This is a genomic window from Parafilimonas sp. (genome assembly GCF_051953455.1).
Lineage (GTDB): Bacteria > Bacteroidota > Bacteroidia > Chitinophagales > Chitinophagaceae > Parafilimonas.
Map to the genome: position 1 here is coordinate 95,854 of NZ_JBQCIT010000025.1, position 18,991 is coordinate 114,844.

The 18,991-nt window shown below is 38.3% G+C and carries 8 protein-coding genes; all 8 read right to left on the minus strand.

Annotation, left to right across the window (positions count from 1 at the left end):
* Positions 1-126: 126 nt before the first annotated feature.
* Positions 127-2,496, minus strand: coding sequence for an ABC transporter permease (locus tag ACTHN6_RS09790; protein ID WP_440435574.1), 2,370 nt, complete (start codon positions 2,494-2,496; stop codon positions 127-129).
* A gap of 121 nt (positions 2,497-2,617) precedes the next feature.
* Positions 2,618-4,984 (minus strand): ABC transporter permease, encoded by a 2,367-nt coding sequence (locus ACTHN6_RS09795; RefSeq protein WP_440435575.1) that lies wholly within the window; start codon positions 4,982-4,984, stop codon positions 2,618-2,620.
* 125 nt (positions 4,985-5,109) lie between these two features.
* Complete coding sequence (locus tag ACTHN6_RS09800; protein WP_440435576.1) at positions 5,110-7,485, minus strand: ABC transporter permease; 2,376 nt, start codon at positions 7,483-7,485, stop codon at positions 5,110-5,112.
* Positions 7,486-7,605: 120 nt separating this feature from the next.
* Positions 7,606-9,996: an ABC transporter permease gene (locus tag ACTHN6_RS09805; protein ID WP_440435577.1), complete on the minus strand. Its 2,391-nt coding sequence runs from the start codon at positions 9,994-9,996 to the stop codon at positions 7,606-7,608.
* Between the two features lie 61 nt (positions 9,997-10,057).
* Positions 10,058-12,463, minus strand: a complete 2,406-nt coding sequence (locus ACTHN6_RS09810; protein ID WP_440435578.1) for an ABC transporter permease — start codon at positions 12,461-12,463, stop codon at positions 10,058-10,060.
* Positions 12,464-12,544: 81 nt separating this feature from the next.
* Entirely contained in the window at positions 12,545-13,756 is a 1,212-nt protein-coding gene (locus tag ACTHN6_RS09815) for a hypothetical protein (RefSeq protein WP_440435579.1), read from the minus strand.
* 97 nt (positions 13,757-13,853) lie between these two features.
* A complete protein-coding gene (locus tag ACTHN6_RS09820; protein WP_440435580.1) occupies positions 13,854-16,283 on the minus strand; it encodes an ABC transporter permease in 2,430 nt (809 codons plus the stop codon).
* Between the two features lie 162 nt (positions 16,284-16,445).
* On the minus strand, positions 16,446-18,905 hold the full coding sequence (locus ACTHN6_RS09825; RefSeq protein WP_440435581.1) for an ABC transporter permease: 2,460 nt from the start codon (positions 18,903-18,905) through the stop codon (positions 16,446-16,448).
* Positions 18,906-18,991: the final 86 nt, after the last annotated feature.

Genomic DNA, 18,991 nt, shown 5'->3' on the forward strand with positions numbered 1-18,991 from the left:
AGTTTATTTAGCTGCGAGCTGCTTATCTCTAAAAAAAACAACTTTTAAAAGCCTGATTAATTGAATGTTGCTTATATAATCAGCGGCTTACCAAGCCTTCCCTTTGGGAAGGTTTGGATGGGCTGCTTATTCCGTTCTCAAACTTTTCACCGGATTGGCCAGCGCTGCTTTGACAGATTGAAAGCTAATGGTTATAATTGTTATCAGTAATGCTATCAATCCACTCAATATAAAAACACCCGCACCAATGCTGATGCGATAATCATAATTCATTAACCAGTTATGTAAAAAATAATAGGATATTGGTGCAGCAATCAGGCAACTTATCAATACCAATACAATAAAATCTTTTGATAACAATAACCATACTTGCTGTACAGATGCACCCAATACTTTGCGAATACCAATTTCCTTTGTACGCTGCTCTGCTACATAAGCAGCAAGCCCAAACAGCCCTAAACATGAGATAAGAATGGCAAGCACTGCAAACAAACCGGCAAGTTTACCAATCAACTGTTCAAGATTAAATTTTGCTGCATATTGTTCATCTGAAAAAGAATAATCATAAGGATATGCAGGATCATACTTATTAAAAATTGCGGTGAGTTGCGTTATTGCATCCTGCGTTTTTATGTTGGGCGATAACCTGTATAACAAATTACTTTGTGGATTTGGCTGTATATAAAACATGGTTGGATCAGCCGCTTTAAACGGCGATATCATTAATGCATCTTTTACAACACCAACTATTGTAAAGTCTTTTTCATTCTCTTTTATTTTTTGCCCCACAGGATTTTTTAAACGCAATCTTTTAATGGCCGCTTCATTAAATATTACACTTGTACTATCGTAACCGTTAGTAAAATTTCTTCCTTCGCTTAATTGCATACCAACGGTTTTAAAATAATCATCCGATACAATCATTACTCCCATCTCCACCGTTTCGCCAGCTTGTTTACCGCTCCAATAATCAATATCAGTATGCCACCAAATATCAGTTGCAGGGCTTGTAGATGTTGTAACAGATGAAACAATTCCTTTTCCAATCAATTCATTTTTTAATGCTGTATAATTTTTTTCCAGGTCACCATTAATACTTGTTTGTAGCAGCCTGTTTAAGCTGTAACCTGTCGGTCTGTTTTTAGCATATTGTATTTGCTGATAAATAATAACCGTACTAATAATTAAAGCAATGGAACAACTGAATTGTACCACGACTAAAACCTTTCTGGATAAAGATGATTTACCTGCCTGCATTGTTCCTTTTAAAACTTTTACAGCATTAAATGAAGAAAGATAAAATGCAGGTTTGCTGCCTGCAAGTAATGCCGTTATAAAAAGACAAGCGAGCATTATGAGCCAGAAATAAATATTTCCAAATGGAATAAGAATATGAGTTTTTGTTAAGGTGTTAAACGCAGGTAATGCTAATTGTGCAATTAATATTGAAAAAATAAAAGCAATTGTCGTAAGCAGAAACGCTTCGATTAAAAATTGAATGATTAAATCTTTTCTTTGTGAACCGATTGCTTTTCGCACACCCACTTCTTTTGCTCTTTTTTCTGAACGTGCTGTTGTTAGATTAATAAAATTGATACAGGCAATAATTAACACGAGTAAACCGATAACGGAAAACATTCTAACATAAGTAAGAAAACCTTCTGTGTCTTTTCCATTTATATAATTTGAATACAAATGCCACCGCTCCATGGGTTGCAGTGTAACATAAGAACTCATTGCATTAAAGTTGCCTTCTTCTGTATGTTCTATATTCCTGATTTTTGGTGCAACCTGTGCGTAATTAACACCTGGTTTTAGCTTTACGAAAATTTGTAAATTGTTATTGCCGAAACTGCTTAACCCGCCTGTTTTTATTTGCGGATTTACAGCATAACTATACGAGCTTGGAACAATATATTTAAAACTGAAACTTGCATTCGACGGCACATCTTTTATAACACCTGTTACTTTTAAATCATGCGCATTATCAAAACGCACTAATTTGTTTATTGCATCTTCATTTCCAAAAAGTGATTTTGCCAGCGACTGAGTAAGTACAATTGAATACGGTTGTTTAAACACTGTATTTGCATTGCCTTCAATGAATGAATATTGAAAAATTTTAAAGATGTCTGCACCTGCAATGGCGCCATTCACATATAATTTTTTATCACCTACATTTAGTCCGTGATTGCCTGTCCAGTCACTTTCAGCTACATACTCTATCTCCGGGATTTGTGTTTGCAATGCATCAGCCAATTTTAATGATGTAGTTTGAAATGTAAGTGTATCACCATTGCTGTTAAAGTTTCTTTGCACCCGATAAACGGATTGATATTCGGGCAAAAATTTATCAAACGAATATTGATCATACACCCAAAGACCAATCAACAATGCAACAGCCATTCCTATTGCGAGACCAGTAACGTTTAATATACTATAACCAATCGTTCTGGTTATATTTCTCCATGCGGTTTTAAAATAATTTCTAAACATACAAAGCCTCTCCTAAATCCTCTCCGAAAGAGAGAACTTTTTATAACGTTAATGATTTACATTATTTCATTTTATCATAGTACTTATAACCCTTCCCTTTGGGAAGGTTTGGATGGGCTGCTTACTCCGTTCTCAAACTCTTCACCGGGTTGGCCAGCGCCGCCTTGACAGACTGAAAGCTAATGGTGATTAAAGCAATTATTACAGCCAGTAACCCTGCAATAGCAAATATGCTCCAGCCTATATTTATTTTATAGGCAAAATCCTGCAACCACCTGTTCATAGCATACCAGGCAACGGGCGTGGCAATAACAATAGCAACAATTACAAGTTTGATAAAATCTTTTGCCAGCAATTGCATAACGCTGCCTACACTTGCGCCTAATACTTTTCTTACACCTATCTCTTTTGTGCGAACCTGTGCTGTATAAGCTGCGAGCCCAAATAAACCAAGGCATGAAATAAAAATGGCTATGCCGGCAAATATGTTGAAGAGTAAACCAGTGCGCTGTTCTGCAGCATATAAGCGGTTAAAATTCTCATCGAGAAAATTATACTTAAACGGATAGTTTGCGTTGTATTTCTTCCATTCTTTTTGCGCTGCAGCTATAGCCGCCGGTGCGTCTTTACCTGTTGTTTTAATATAAATATTTCCATAGTTAAGCGGCTGCGCATAAAAAACAGCGGGCTTTATTCGTGTGCGCATAGAGGTAAAATGAAAATCTTTTACAACGCCTATGATCGTTCCTTCTGTTTTCCATAAACGAAGGCGTTTGCCAACAGGATCTTTAATGCGCATGGTTTTTACCGCTGTTTCGTTCAATATAAAATGCATGGAATCTGCCACAGCGCCTGTAAAATTGCTGCCTTCAGCTAATTGCATTTTAAAGAATGGGATAAAGTTTTTACTGATGTTCATCGGGCTTAGCATAACCGTTTCACCGGTTTGTTTTCCATCCCACTCATTATCGCCGGTTTGATTACCAAAATCAATAATGTTTGCATTTGTAAACGTTACATCTTTTATCGCCGGCTGCCGTAAGAGGTCGGATTTAACTGCTTCAAGATGCCCTGCCATGTCTATCATTCGTATTGATAAAACGTTCTCTTTATCGTAACCTAATTGCTTTGAATTGATGTATTGCAGTTGTTTGCCAATTACAATAGTTCCCGTTATAAGTATAATGGAAAAAGTGAACTGCACAACCACCAGCACTTTTCTGAATGCAGCATTGCTGAAGTTTGCGCCTATCTTTCCTTTTAACGCTTTTGCCGGCTCAAAAGAAGACAATAATAATGCAGGATAAATGCTTGAAATAATAAGCGTGCCTGCAATAGTGCAAAGCATCACTATCCATATATGGTAATCAGCAAAATTTAAAACAATCTCTTTGGATGCCACCGTATTGAAAACCGGTATTAAACTGTAAACGAGCACAAGGGAAACGATAATAGCCACAACAAAAAGCAATGCTGTTTCTGTTATGAATTGCAGGAACAACTGTGTTCTTGCTGCGCCAACTATTTTTCTTAAACTCACTTCTTTTGCACGCAGCATGGAACGGGCCGTAGAAAGATTTACGTAATTAATACAGGCAATTACCAATATTAAAATAGCAATGATGGTAAACATGCGTACCAGGCCAATGCCACCGTCGCCATCATCAGCGCGGTATAAATGCACCTTGCTCAGCGGCAGCCATACATAACCAATGTCCGTATCATCCGGCTTAATACTTAAATGCATGTTGCGCAGTTTTTTGGCAAACCCTTCAAATGAAAAACCCGGCTGCAGCAGGAGATAAGTGTTATAATCAAAATTGCTGAAATCGTTATTGATATTCTTTCCATCCGTATTACCGGTATAATTCTTTTCAGCAACAAGGCTCATGGGAAAAATCATATCACCTTGTATGGTTGAATTTTTAGGAAAGTCTTTTATGATGCCGGTAACTTTAAAAGCATCTTTATTTTGAGTAGTTATAACTTTTCCTATGGCGTCATCATTTCCAAAAAACTTTTTGGCTGTTGTTTCAGTTAGTACAACTGAACGGCTGTCGGGGAAAGGATTGGTTGTATTTCCTTTAATGATATTAAAATCAAACATTGAAAAAAATGAAGGATCAGTAACCACGGTCCTTTCATCACTGAATACTTTATCCCCGTATTTATATAAACCATAATAATAGTTTTCCGTAACACGCACCACATCTTTTACACCGGGAATTTCTTTCTTTGCCATTTCACCTATAGGCGCAGTTGTAACTGTCCATAGCTGTCTTGCCGGGCCGGTAGCCACCATGTTTTCCAGCTTGATAATATTGGGTGCATTCTTGTGAAAACGGTCGTAACTATACTCATCCTGCACCCATAATAAAATGAGTAAACCAACGGTTAAACCAATACTTAACCCTGTAATATTGATGATAGAATAAAATTTATTCTTCACCAGGTTTCGCCAGGCGGTTTTAAAATAATTTTTGAACATAGAAAACCTCTCCCCAAAGCCCTCCCCGAAGGAAGAACCTTTTTAGATTGTTTATAATTTAATATTGTTCATATAATATAAGCCGCTCAAAAAATCCTTCCCTTTGGGAAGGATTTAGGATGGCCTCATTCCGTTCGCAAACTCTTCACGGGATTAGCTACCGCCGCTTTAATGGATTGAAAGCTGATGGTAATTAAAGCAATGAGTATGGCTGAAATACCTGCTGCTAAAAAGACCCACCAGCTTATCTCAATCCTGTATTGATAATTTTGCAACCAGTCCTGCATCATCCACCATGCAACCGGGAAGGCAACAAGACATGAAACAGCAACCAGCAATAAAAACTCTCTTGATATAAGCGCTGTAATGCCCGAAACGCTTGCACCCAACACTTTTCGTATGCCTATTTCTTTTGTTCTGCGTTCCGCTGTATAGGCCGCCAAACCAAACAATCCCAGGCACGAGATAATTACAGCAAGCGCTGCAAATATTTTTGAAAGCCGGCTTATCAATTGTTCATTCTGGAACATTTGATTGAACTGCTCGTCCACAAAATGATAAACGAAGGGATACGATGGGTTGTCTTTCTTTATTACCGCTTCAATCTGTTTAAGCGAAGCTTCAACATTTGCGCCATGCTTCAGCCGCACATATATCAGCGATGCGTCTTCAGGCTTTACGCAAAAAAACATAACAGGATCCGGCTTGCCATACATATCGCCATACATATAATCGTTCACAACACCCGCCACTGTTAAAACAGTGCCGCTTGTATCACCATCCCAATGCAATGTTTTGCCAACAGCGCTGCCTTTACACATTAATTTCTCCAGCGACTGCGTGATCATTATATTCATCTTTTTTGATTGAACACTGTCGGTTTCAACAAGGTCTCTGCCGCCCAAAATTTTTATGCCCGCTGTATGCATATAACCCGGCGAAACAAAACGCGTAGATATCAGTATCTGGTTATTGGATGTTTTACCTTCCCATGTAAGCCCGCCTGTATTATTACCGCTGTATAATGTATTATAATTAGACAATGCAAGGCTTTCAATAATGTTTGTATTTAAAAGATCGTGCTTCACCACAGCATAATTCTTAGCCAGCTCGCTGTTCATTTCAATTTGCAGCAGGTTATTTTTATTAAAACCAAGGTTCCTGCTTTTGACATGCTGTATTTGCTGGTAAATAATAATGGTGCTAATAATAAGTATAATGGATACGGAGAACTGCACCACTACCAGCCCCTTTCTTATAAAATTGGCGCTACCTGCCTTAAGCTTCAACCCTTTTAAAACAAATACAGGATTGAATGAGGATAAGTATAATGACGGATAACTGCCCGCAACCAGCCCGCAAACAAAAGTAATAGCCGCTAATGCCGCTATATGCAATGGATTATTTAAACCTAATGAAAGTTCTTTTTGTACCAGTAAATTAAACGCAGGTAATACCAGCGCCATAATAATTAAAGCAAACATTGCAGACAAAGCCGCCATGAACAGCGCTTCGCTGATAAACTGGAAGACGAGGTTTTGCCTGCCGGCGCCTAACACTTTTCGTACACCCACTTCTTTTGCCCGCTTCTCGCTGCGCGCCGTGGCCAGGTTCATAAAATTGATGCAGGCTATTAATAAAATAATCCATGCAATGGTGGTGAATAAATGCACATATGTAATGCGGCCGCCGCCGGTTTGCACACCGTTATCAAATTCATCGCGCAAATGCCAGTCGTGCAGCGACCATAAAAATGGCCTTGCTATAGATTTGGGTTCATGCTGCTGAATAAAATCATACAACAATTTATTTACTGAAGCCGCATTTACACCGGGCTTTAATTCAATGAAGGTGGATAAACAGTTGTTGCCCCAATACTGTGCCCATGATTGGTTTTCATTATACCATACATCGAATGGTGAAGCCCATTCAAAATTTACAGTTGAATTTTTGGGAATATCTTTTATAAGGCCTGTAACTATATAATCCTGTTTATTATCTACACGCACTATTTTACCAAGCACATTCTTATCTGTACCAAAAAATTTCTTTGCTGTTGCTTGCGTAATAACCATAGAATGCAACTGGGAAAAAGCTGTTTTCGCATTGCCTTCCACAAACGGAAAAGTAAACATGCTGAATAAAGAAGCATCAACATAACTGCCGCTTGCATACATTGATTTGTTGCCGATGGAAATAAGTTTTGATGACCCCCATCCACCTATTCTGCATGTATTGGCAATACCCGGGATAGCCGATTGCATGGCTGGCGCCAACGGCACCGGTGTTGAACCAAATGTTGCTGTATAAGCATCATACTTTTGGTTTTCGCGGATAAGATATAACTGGTCTTTTTTAGTATTGAACTGGTCGAAATTGCGTTCATCTTCTACCCATAAAAAAATTAAACCGGCGCAGGCAATACCAATGGCCAGACCAAAAATGTTTAAGAAGCTATAACCCTTATTTTTCCAGAGGTTTCTGAATGTTGTTTTGAACATAGATGTTTATTTCTGATGTATAATTTTAGCTTCAGGCTGTGAGCTGCAAGCTTCTGGTATCATCTTATATAATTTGTCATTACCGATTACGCACCCCTTACTATTCACCATCCGCTTTCATCACTCCGTTCGCAAGCTCTTCACCGGGTTGGCAATCGCTGCTTTTATTGCCTGGAAACTTATAGTAAGCAACGTGATAACTATTGCAACGAGTATTACCAACACAAAAACTTCAACATTTATATTCGTTCTGTATTTATCATCATAATTTTTCAGCCATTCATTCATACAATACCAGCCAACAGGAATAGCAATGGCGCAAGACAATAAAACAAGTATTACAAAATCTTTTGAAAGCAAACGCCACAAATTAAATACACTTGCACCCAGCACTTTCCTTACGCCGATTTCTTTTACTCTTTGTTCTGCTGTAAATGATGCTAAACCAAAAAGCCCAAGGCATGAAATAAAAATTGCAAGCGCTGCAATAATAGCTGCGAGGTTACCAACCAGTTCTTCGTAATCGAACTTCTTTGCATATTCTTCATCAGCGAAACGATATTCAAAAGGATAGGCAGGATTATACCTGGTAAAAACAGGTTTCATTAAAGCAAGCGCTTTCGATACAGGCATGCCCGGGTTTAACCGGATATCTAAATTGCCCACCCAAGCTTTATCAAAAATAATTGTGAGTGGTGAAATAGGCCGATATGGAGATTGCATCTGAATATCGGGTATCACTCCAATAACGGTCATTGGCCTGTCGTTCCATTTTAGTTGTTCGCCCACAGGGTTTTTTAACCGCATACGCTTCACGGCTGCTTCATTTAAAATAACTGAATTGGAATCTGCAAATCCTTTTGAAAAATCCCTTCCAGCCAGCAATTTTATACCTAATGTTTTTGTGTAATTATAAGTAGTGGTGATTGTTGAAAACACTACTGATTTTTCAACAGGCTGGCTGCCGCTCCATTCCCAGCCATTGTTGTTGCTATAGATATTTGAAGGAGGTGAATTACTTTGGCATATTGAAATAGCGGCGCCTGAACTTAAAAGCTCCTGCTCAAGCGCATCAAAATGTTTTGCAATATCATCAGACCAGTCAACAGAAATCAATCCTTTATTATTAAAGCCAATAGGTTTATTCTTTCCATATTGTATTTGCTGGTAAACGATGATCGTTCCTATCATCAACACCACTGAACTTGCAAATTGAATAACCACTAATATTTTACGCGGCAATGAACTGCTTCTGCCTGCTTTTAAATTGCCTTTCAGCACACGAACGGGATTGAAAGAAGAAAGATAAAAAGCAGGATAACTACCCGCAAGCAACCCTGTGATAATGGTAAACAAAATCATGATTAACCAAAAAACCGGATTAGCCATTTGCAAACTCATTTCTTTATCGGTGAGCTTATTGAAATAAGGTAAAACCAGCGCTACCATGCCAAGTGCTAATATGAATGCAAATGCAGACATTAACAGCGACTCATTTAAGAATTGATTGATGAGTTGTTTTCTGCCGGAACCAACGGCTTTTCGAACACCAACTTCCTTAGCTCTTTTTTCGGAACGCGCCGTACTTAAATTCATGAAATTGATGCAGGCAATCAGCAAAACAATCAACCCTAAAATGCCAAACATTCTTACATATTTTATAAAGCCGCCTGTGTTTATGCCATTTTCAAAATCGCTGTACAGTCTCCACTTGCGCATTGGGTGAAGAAATACTTCTGGTTTTATATGCTTTAATGTATTCTCATCTGTAAAATGAGCAATCACAACATCTTTAATTTTTGCATTTGCACTTTGCGGATTGGTGTTATTAAACAGCTGAACAAAAACCTGCCATGAATTATTGCCCCAATTTGCTTTGTGGTATTGTTTTATCCATGGATAAAGGATTTCCTCTAATTGAAAAGGAATTAAGTAATCAAAACTGAGCGAGCTGTTTTTTGGTTCTTTATCTACAACGGCTGTTACTTTTAAATCTGTTTGATTATCGAGTTTTATAGTTTTACCAATGGGATTGGTGCTGCCAAAAAGTATGCCGGCAGTTTCTTTTGTTAATACAATTGAATAAGGATCATGCAAAGGGTTTTTGCTTCCGTCAAGTATGTTTAATGAAAACATGGAAACGGCTTCTTCACCAATAAAATGCCCGAACTTGCTTATCTTTTTTTCACCATAAACCAACGAATGTCTTTGACCCCAATCGCACATTGCCACCGCTTTAAAATCGGGGAACTTATTTTTAAGTTCTTCTCCCAGTGGATAAGGCAATGCTTGTTGTGAACCGCGATTACCATCAAAGGTTTGGTTCATCATCACCTGGTAAATGGTATCGTAGTTTTCAAAATTTTTATTGGCTGAAACTTCATCATACATCCATAACCCAATTATTATTGCCACAGCCATGCCGGTTGCCAATCCAAGAATATTAATAATGGAATATGTTTTATTCTTTACTACGTTGCGCCATGCAATTTTTAAATAGTTTTTAAACATAATTTTAGTTTTGGCTAATAGCTAATAGCTAATAGCTAATAGCCATTAGCTGTTAGCTATTTTATTCCGTTCTCAAACTCTTCACCGGGTTGGCCACCGCAGCTTTTAAAGCCTGGAAGCTGATGGTGAAAAAGGCTATCAGCATAGCCACCACAACAGCCAGTAAAAATATCCACCAGCTTATGGCAACACGGTAAGCATAATCCTGCAGCCATTTGTACACACTGAACCAAGCCAGCGGCCAGGCAATTAATGCTGCTATTAATACATATTTTAAAAAATCTTTTGAAAGCATGCCAACAATATTATTAACCGATGCCCCCAAGACTTTCCTTATACCCACTTCTTTTATCCTGCGTTCTGCGGCATAAGAAGCAAGCCCGAATAAACCCAAACAGGAAATGATAATAGCAATGCCTGCGAGTATTCCAACAATAGTACTTACCTGCGCATCGGCCCGATATACGTCTTCAAAATGCTCATCAAGGAAATGATATTCAAAAGGGCTGTCCGGACAATTTTTTTGCCATACAGACTGAATAAATGCAACAGCATCTTTTGCCTTGCTGCCATTTATTTTTACTGACATATTACTGAAACCCCAGTCTTTCTGGTTGAACAAAAACATGGTTTCAATTTTATAATGCAGCGAATTAAAATTGAAGTCTTTTGCAATGCCAACAATAGTACCTGATGAATCAAAACCAAAATTGCGCCCCAGCAGCCATTGCATGTTTTTACCTTTATTATCTTTCAGCAGCTCTTTGGCCATTGCTTCATTAATAATGTATTCCCGTCCATTTGCGGAAGGTTCTTTTGAAAAATTTTTGCCGGCGGTTAATGGAATTTTATAGAGCGTTAAATAATCAGGATCAACAATCAGCCGCGTTCCTGTTAACTGTCGCATAGGCCCGTCGCCCTGAAATTGTATGCCCGACTGATCGAGGTGGCTGCCCAGTTCATCCTGTGCGCCTGTAACACCGGTTATTAATGAATTTGAAAGCAGGTCTTGTTTTAAAACATCATATTTTGTATAACTAAAATTATCTAATGGAACTGTTACCACCTGGTCTTTACTAAAACCGGGATCACGCTGCTGCATGTAGTTTAACTGGCGCACGGCAAACACCGTTGATATCATTAAAAAAATAGCGCTGGCAAACTGTGCAACCACCAAAGTATTGCGCAGGAACGATTTATTTCTGCCGGTTTGAACAGAACCTTTTAAAACCTTCACCGGCTGAAATGCAGAAAGATAAGCCGCAGGATACAGCCCTGATATGATGCCTATCATAATTGTGCCACCAATAATGGTAAGCAATAAAAGAGGATTGTTGAACAATGGCAATTGCAAATTGCGCTGGCTTAAATTATTAACAAATGGAAGGCAAAGTTCAACAAGCCCGATTGCCAGCGCCATTGCGATTAATGATAGAATAACCGATTCACTAATGAACTGCAAGCTTAACTGCCAGCGAAAAGCGCCCACAGATTTGCGAATGCCTACTTCCCTTGCACGCTCTGCTGACCTGGCTGTGGAAAGGTTCATGAAATTGATGCAGGCAATGAGTAAAACAATTAATGCGATGATGAAAAAAGTGTTGGTATAATTGTTATCAAATTTTTGATAGTTCAAATAATCAAGCCCGATGTCGCCGGCCTTTGAATGCACATCTTTTAAAGGCAATAAAAACAATTCATAGTTTTTCCAGCGATCATCTTCTGCCATATATTTTTTAAGATAGGCAGGAAACTTTTTTTCCAATGCAGCAGCATTGGAATTAGGTGCAAGTTCAAGATAAGTATCAAGCCAGTTGCCGCCCCAGTTATCCATCATCCGCGGGTTCCTGCTGTAAACAGTACTGAATGAGATCAAAGCATCAAACTGTATTTGGGAATTCTGCGGTATATTATCCAAAACGCCGGTTATGAGTAAATTAGTAGTATCGCCTCCGTAATAAGTTATGGTTTTGCCTATAACATTTTCATTGCCGAATAATTTATCTGCTGTGGCTTTTGTTATAATTACTGAATTTGGTTTTTGCAAAACTGTTTGCCGGTTACCATTCAGCAACTTGAAATCAAACATTTGAAGAAAGGTAGAATCGGCTAATAATCCCTGGTCAAGGTAAACACGCTTATTGCCGTTGCGCACCTGCATTTTTCTCCTCCAGCTAACCCTTGTATAATTTTGAATTTCGGGAAATTCATTTTTCAATGTTGGCCCCATAGGGAACATAGACAGCGCCACTTTTTGTGAAGACACCATACCTTCAAACTTCTGCACCTCATTTAACCGGTAAATATTTTTTGTATGAAAACTATCAAAGCTTTTTTCATACAAAACAAACATCATTATAATAATGCAGGCGGCCATGCCAATGGCAAGGCCAATGATGTTTATAATGGAATATGCTTTGCGCTTCCATAAATTGCGCCATGCGGTTTTGAAATAGTTTTTAAACATATTTGGTGTTTGATGTATTTAGCTGCAGGCGTTAAGCTTTGTGTTATCCTGAAAATTCTTTAATCTTATCCTGATCTCGGTTCATGCGGCTTTCCTGCCGAGCGAACGCATTACCTGTCCATAATAGTAATCAGACTTTATATTTTTAGCCGCATCGCCAAGTTCTTTTCTCAAGGTTTCGCTGTCGGGCATTTTATCAGCGATCTTCATCAGCATCTGAGCCTGGTAATAATCAGAACCTATCTTTCCTGCATATTGTATCAGAGTACTCCAGGCCGCTTCATCTGTAATGTTTTCATCTATCAGCCCGGAGAGTATGTTGTATTGATAATAATCACTTTTTATGTTTTGTGCTGCCGCTATCGTTTGTGCATACCGGTCTTTATTAAGCAATTTATTTTTCAGCAAAGCGCTGATGATTTCTGCTTTGTAATAATCACTCTTCATACCACCGGCTATCTTCATTAATTCCGCAAACCTTGTATCAGAAATATCGTTATTGCTTAAAAGCTTTTTTACCACTTCAGCCTGGTAATAATCAGATTTCATATTGCTTACTATTATCATTACCTGTTCGTATTGTTTTTCATTAAGCGAAGTATTGAGTAATTTTTTTACGGTTTCACTTTGATAGTAATCAGAAGAAATACTGTTTACAGTTTGCAGGTAAGCATTGGATGTAGCTTCATCGGCAAGAAAAGAACCCATCACACCATTCAATAATTCGGCTTTGTAATAATCGCTGCTGAGATACTGATTGGCTTTATTCAACAGTGTAACCATTTCATCTTTCGAAAGCTTTGTATTTTTCAGCAGGTAAGAGAGATACATCTCTTTTACATAATCGCTTTTAAAACGCTCCACTTCATTCAATACCCCCGGAATGCCTTTTTGCGCAACTATCCTTTGCACACGGTTATCTGCATCCACACCATAATCAATCAGCAATTGCACGCAATCTTCAACAAGCGCTTTATCTTCTGCACTGAGGTTTGACTTCTTATTACCATTTATGGTATATAAAAGATTGCCTTTGCCATCATCTTCCACTTCAAGCGACTGATCTTTTTTGCGATAATAGATGGAGCCTTCATCAGATATTGCCGTAATACTTTTATCGTCATCGCCCAGCCTCACATCGCCCTTAATGGTAAGCGTTAATTTTTCAGCGCTGTTCTTTACTTTTAAATTAAAAACATTGTTCAGTTTTGAGTAAGAAATCTCATTATTCTGCGCCTGTATAAACACGAGAGATGCGCAGCATAGCAGTAAGCTTAAAATAATTTTTTTCATTATTGTAGTTGATTTTATAAGTTGATTTTTAACCGTGAGCTACGAGCTTTAATTTGCTTTCTTTTTCTTATTCATATCATTACCACTATTCATCTTATCATTCCGTTCTTAAACTCTTTACAGGATTAGCCAAAGCCGCTTTGATTGTTTGAAAACCAACCGCTACGCAGGTTACCGCAAGCGCAGTTAAAACAGCTACTGCAAAAACCCACCAGCTTATGGATGTTCTGTAAGCAAAATCCTGCAGCCATTTATTCATTAACAACCATGCTGCAGGCGCAGCAATAAAAAACGCTATAACAATAAGTTTTAAAAAATCTTTAGATAATATGAGTGATATATCTTTTACAGAAGCGCCCAATACTTTGCGAATGCCGATCTCTTTAGTTTTTTGTTCTATCATGAAAGACAGCAAACCCACAAGGCCGAGTATATTAATGATTACAGACAGAAATGTGAAAAGATTAAATAACTGCTGTGTGCGTTTTTCATTTTTATATAAAGAAGCAATATGCTGATCTAAAAAACTGGTTTCAAATAATTGATCGGGATATACAGATGTCCAGGCTTTTTCAATAGCAGCTAACGTAGCAGCCGAATATCCTTTGTTTAATTTTATACCGGCGTTATAATAAAAGAAAGGAAAGTCAACCATTATTACCGGCGCCACAGCATCGTGCAGCGATGTTGTATTATAATCTTTTACCACGCCAATTACAGGCGCTGTTATATCATACATGCCAAAGGTTATATACTTACCTATCGCTTTTTCAGGAGAAGCAAAACCAAGCGCCTTTACAGCTTTTTCATTCAACACAAAAGCATAGCGCTTTAAGGAATCCGGAATTGAAGCATTAATATTTCGTTCATCATTATCATCAATCCAGCGGCCTGCTATTAGTTGCAGGTTATAGGTTTTTAAATAATTTTTATCTGAAGCTTTTACTTCCACATCAATCTTTTCAGAAGCATACTTTTCTTTAACATTAAAACTGGTAGAGGCACTATTATCTGCTATTGGCGCGCCAAGCGAAAGGCTAACGTCGCTTACGCCCGGTATGGCAGCCAGTTTATCTTTCAGCAATTGCAGTTGTTGCGGCTTATTTTCCGGAAGGCTTATATCCACCACATTATTCGTTATAAAACCCAGCGGTTGCGATTGTATAAAATTCATTTGCTTTGCCACCACCAAAGCGCCGATAATTAAAACCTGGGCCGTTAAAAACTGGAACACAACAAGACTTCTTCTTAATGTAACAACAGAAGTTTTTGGCGTTATGGTTTTATTCTTTAAAGCAGCAATGGGATTAAAGCCTGATAAAACAAATGCAGGATATAAGCCAGAAAGCAATGAAACTGCAATCCATAAACCCGCCAAAAGCAAAGCACTTTTTATATGCAGCCAATGAAGCGGGATATTCTTATCAAGGAATTTATTTAGAGGCGGCAGAAATAAATTAATGGATAAGGCAGCAACAATAAATACAAAAGCGGTAAGCAAAAAAGTTTCTGATAAAAACTGTTTGATGAGATGCGGCCTTGTTGCGCCCATGGTTTTACGCACGCCCACTTCTTTTGATTTTTTTATTGCAAGTGCTGTTGAAAGGTTTGTATAATTAATACAGGCAGATAAAATGAGGAACAAACCAATAGCGCCGATTAAATACAAATAGCTATAATTAATAGTATAAGAAGGGTTGCCGTTGGCATACAATTGATTGAAATGAATATCAGGCAATGGCTGAAGGCTGAAGGCAGTAGTGGTGCCGTCGTTATCCTTGTTAAGATGATCGCTGGCGATATTAATAAGAGCACGCTGTACCTGGCTTATTTTATTTTTATTGGATAATGCTATATAAGTAAACCCCGAAGCGCTTAAACCCCACTGATCTATTGGAAACCCGCCAATAAATTCGGGCCGCAATGATTTGTAGGAAACAATCATGTTATAAGGAAGATGTGTATTAGAAGGCGCATTGGCAATTACAGCAGCTACCTGCAGGTCAACAAGATTTAAAATTTTTATACGCTTGCCAACAGGGTTTTCATTACCAAAAAATTTATGCGCTGCTTTTTCTGTAAGAATGGCAAAGCCCGGTTCTGTAAGCGCCCTTCTTATATCACCCTGCTGCACCGTTAACGGAAAGAGTTTGGGGAAAACAGAATCCGCAAAAACGATATTTGTTTCCCGCAATTTTTTGTTATCAAAAAAAACAGGCACATCACTTTGAAAATGTATCTGAGAAATAAGTTTTTCATCCGGCAGGGCGGCCCGCAATGCCGTTGCCAGCGGATAGGGTGTGATAGGAGTATATGTTTTACCCGTTGGCCTTTCCACAGCTTTTACAATGCGGTAAATGTTTGTATCGTTAGCTGCTGATTTATCAAAACTTGTTTCATGCAGCATGATCAAACCAATCAATATGCATGCAACCACACTTATATAAAGGCCAATAAAATTCAGTGCAAAGAAGCCTTTGTTCTTTTTTATATTTCGCCACGCAGTTAAAAGATAGTTCTTAAACATACAATATCAATTTCTTATGTGAAAGCTGAGAACCTTTGGTTTAACACTCAATAACCAATACATAATATTTCATTGTAAACCTCCGCAAGACAATTGTTGAATATTAAGCATTGATTATTGAATATTTCTAAAAACCAAACCCTTAAAACATTCATTCACCCATTATTCGGTTCTCAAACTTTTCACCGGGTTAGCAACGGCCGCTCTTATTGCCTGCACACTGATAGTTAATAAAGCTATCAGCATTGCAACCAATGCGGTTATTAAAAATACCGTCCAGCTTATATGCGTGCGGTAAGCAAAACTTTGCAGCCATTTTTTCATGATGAGCCAGGCCAGCGGCGATGCTATAATAACGGCGATGCCAACGAGCTTTAAAAAATCGGTAGAAAGTAATGCTACAATGCTGGATACACTTGCGCCCAAAACTTTGCGTACCCCAATTTCTTTTATGCGTTGTTCTGCGCTAAAAGTGGCCAGGCCAAATAATCCGAGGCATGAAATAAGAATAGCAATGATGGTAAAATCACCCACAATAGCGGAGAGCTTATTTTCCGCATCATAATTTTCCTGGAAATCCTTGTCGAGAAAACTATAATCAAAAGGCTCTGATGCATTAAGCCCATGCCAGGTGTTTTGAACAGCTTTTAATGCCGCCGCCATATCGTTTGATTTGATATGCACAATGGCATAGTTAAACTGCGGCGGTGTATTCAGCATAAAACCAAAAGGCCCGATGGGCAGGTGAAGATCTTCGTAATGAAAATCTTTAACTACACCCACAATATTGAAATTATAAGTAGTGCCATTAAAAGTGGAATGCAGCTTTTGATTAACGGCTTGCTGCGCATTGGCAAAACCTAAAGACTTTAAAGAACTTTCATTCAGCACAACAGCACCGCTTGTGGTATCCTGTGCATAATAATCATCTGAAAACGTCCTGCCGGCCAACGGTTTAATATCAAGTGTTTGCAGAAAACGCGTATCAATATAATTCATCTTTACATCTTTTCCCTCCTGCATATTCTGGCCGTCTTTAAAGAAAATGTTATCTGCCACATTTGAAATGCCGGGATAATATAACGATGCACCAACATTGCTTACGTATGATTTCTTTAATAATTCATTCTTCAGCGCGCTATACATTTCTTTGGCATGACCACTGCGCAATGGAATTACTACCTGCTGATTTTGTTCAAACCCAAGATCGGCGGAACGCAGGAATTTCATTTGATTGTTGATAACAACAGATGCTACAATCAATACAACAGAAATGATAAACTGAAAAACCACCAGCGCCTTACGCAGCGTAATAGCAGAAAGTGAATTGGAAAATTTACCTTTTAAAACCTTTGCCGGGTTAAAAGAAGAAAGATAAAATGCAGGATAACTGCCCGCTATCAATCCGGTAATTACAGCTAATGCAGCAAACGCTGTAATAAGGCCAATATTATCTATAAATGACAAAGAGAGCTGTTTGCCTGCAACTTCATTGAATAAAGGCAATAACAATTTTGTAAATGCAAGTGCCAGCAGTAAAGCAGCGATACTCATTAAAACAGCTTCGCCAAGAAATTGCGTTACCAGTAATTTTTTTTGTGCGCCTAATACTTTTCTTATGCCCACTTCCGCTGAACGTTTGGCAGATTGCGCTGTGGCAAGGTTCATGAAATTAATGCAGGCAATTAATAAAGTAAACAATGCAATGGAACCAAGAATGTATAAATACGTTACGCTGCCACCGGGTGTAACATTATTCTTCACATCTTCATTCAAATGAATTTGCTTTAGCGGAACGAGGAATTGTTTTTTTGAAAAGCCCACGGCCTTTAAATCGCTGCCTGCATACTTATCAACAAATGCAGGAAATTTAGCTTCAAGGTTGGCAACATTAGCGCCAGGCTTTAACTGCAGGTAAGTAAAAAAGTAATTGTTGGTAGCAAGATTAGGCCCCTGGTTTCTTATTCTTTCTTCCATTGCGCCACCCATCATGCTCATAAAAAACCTGCCATCAATATGGGAAGGTTTATCAATGGGTTTAAACACACCGGTTACCATAAAATCATGATCGCCGTTAGTACTGCTGCTTATATGCACCACTTTATTTAAAGCCGGCTGACCGCCAAATAATTTCCTGGCAACATCTTCCGACAATACAACTGTATTGGGATTATCTAATGCAGATTGCGGCTGCCCTTCAACAAAATCATAAGTGAACATGCTGAAAAAAGTTGAATCTGCCAGGTAACCTTTGGTTTCATAAAAAGATTTCACATTGCCGCTGCCTTCATTGAATTGTAGTAAGGTTTTGTCTTCAGAAAACAGCTTGGCAATTCTTGTGGTTTGTTCTATTTCAGGAAAAACGTTTTTCATGGTTTCTCCCAAAGCAGCCGGCGTATTCGGCATTTTCTTAAAATTTCCAAGACCTATAAATTCGCTGCCAACCTGGTAAATGTTATCAGCATTTTTCTGATACTTATCATAACTTGTTTCGTTTAAAACATACAACGTTATCATTATACAGCAGGTAAGTCCTACCGATAAACCGATAATGTTGATGAATGAAAACATCTTGCTCTTCATTACATTACGCCATGCGGTTTTGAGGTAAGTTTTAAACATTAGATACGCGGTTTGATTATAGAACTTTTTATCACTACAACACATAGTAATAATTGCTTACAAGGTTTGCAACGCAAATGCCAAGG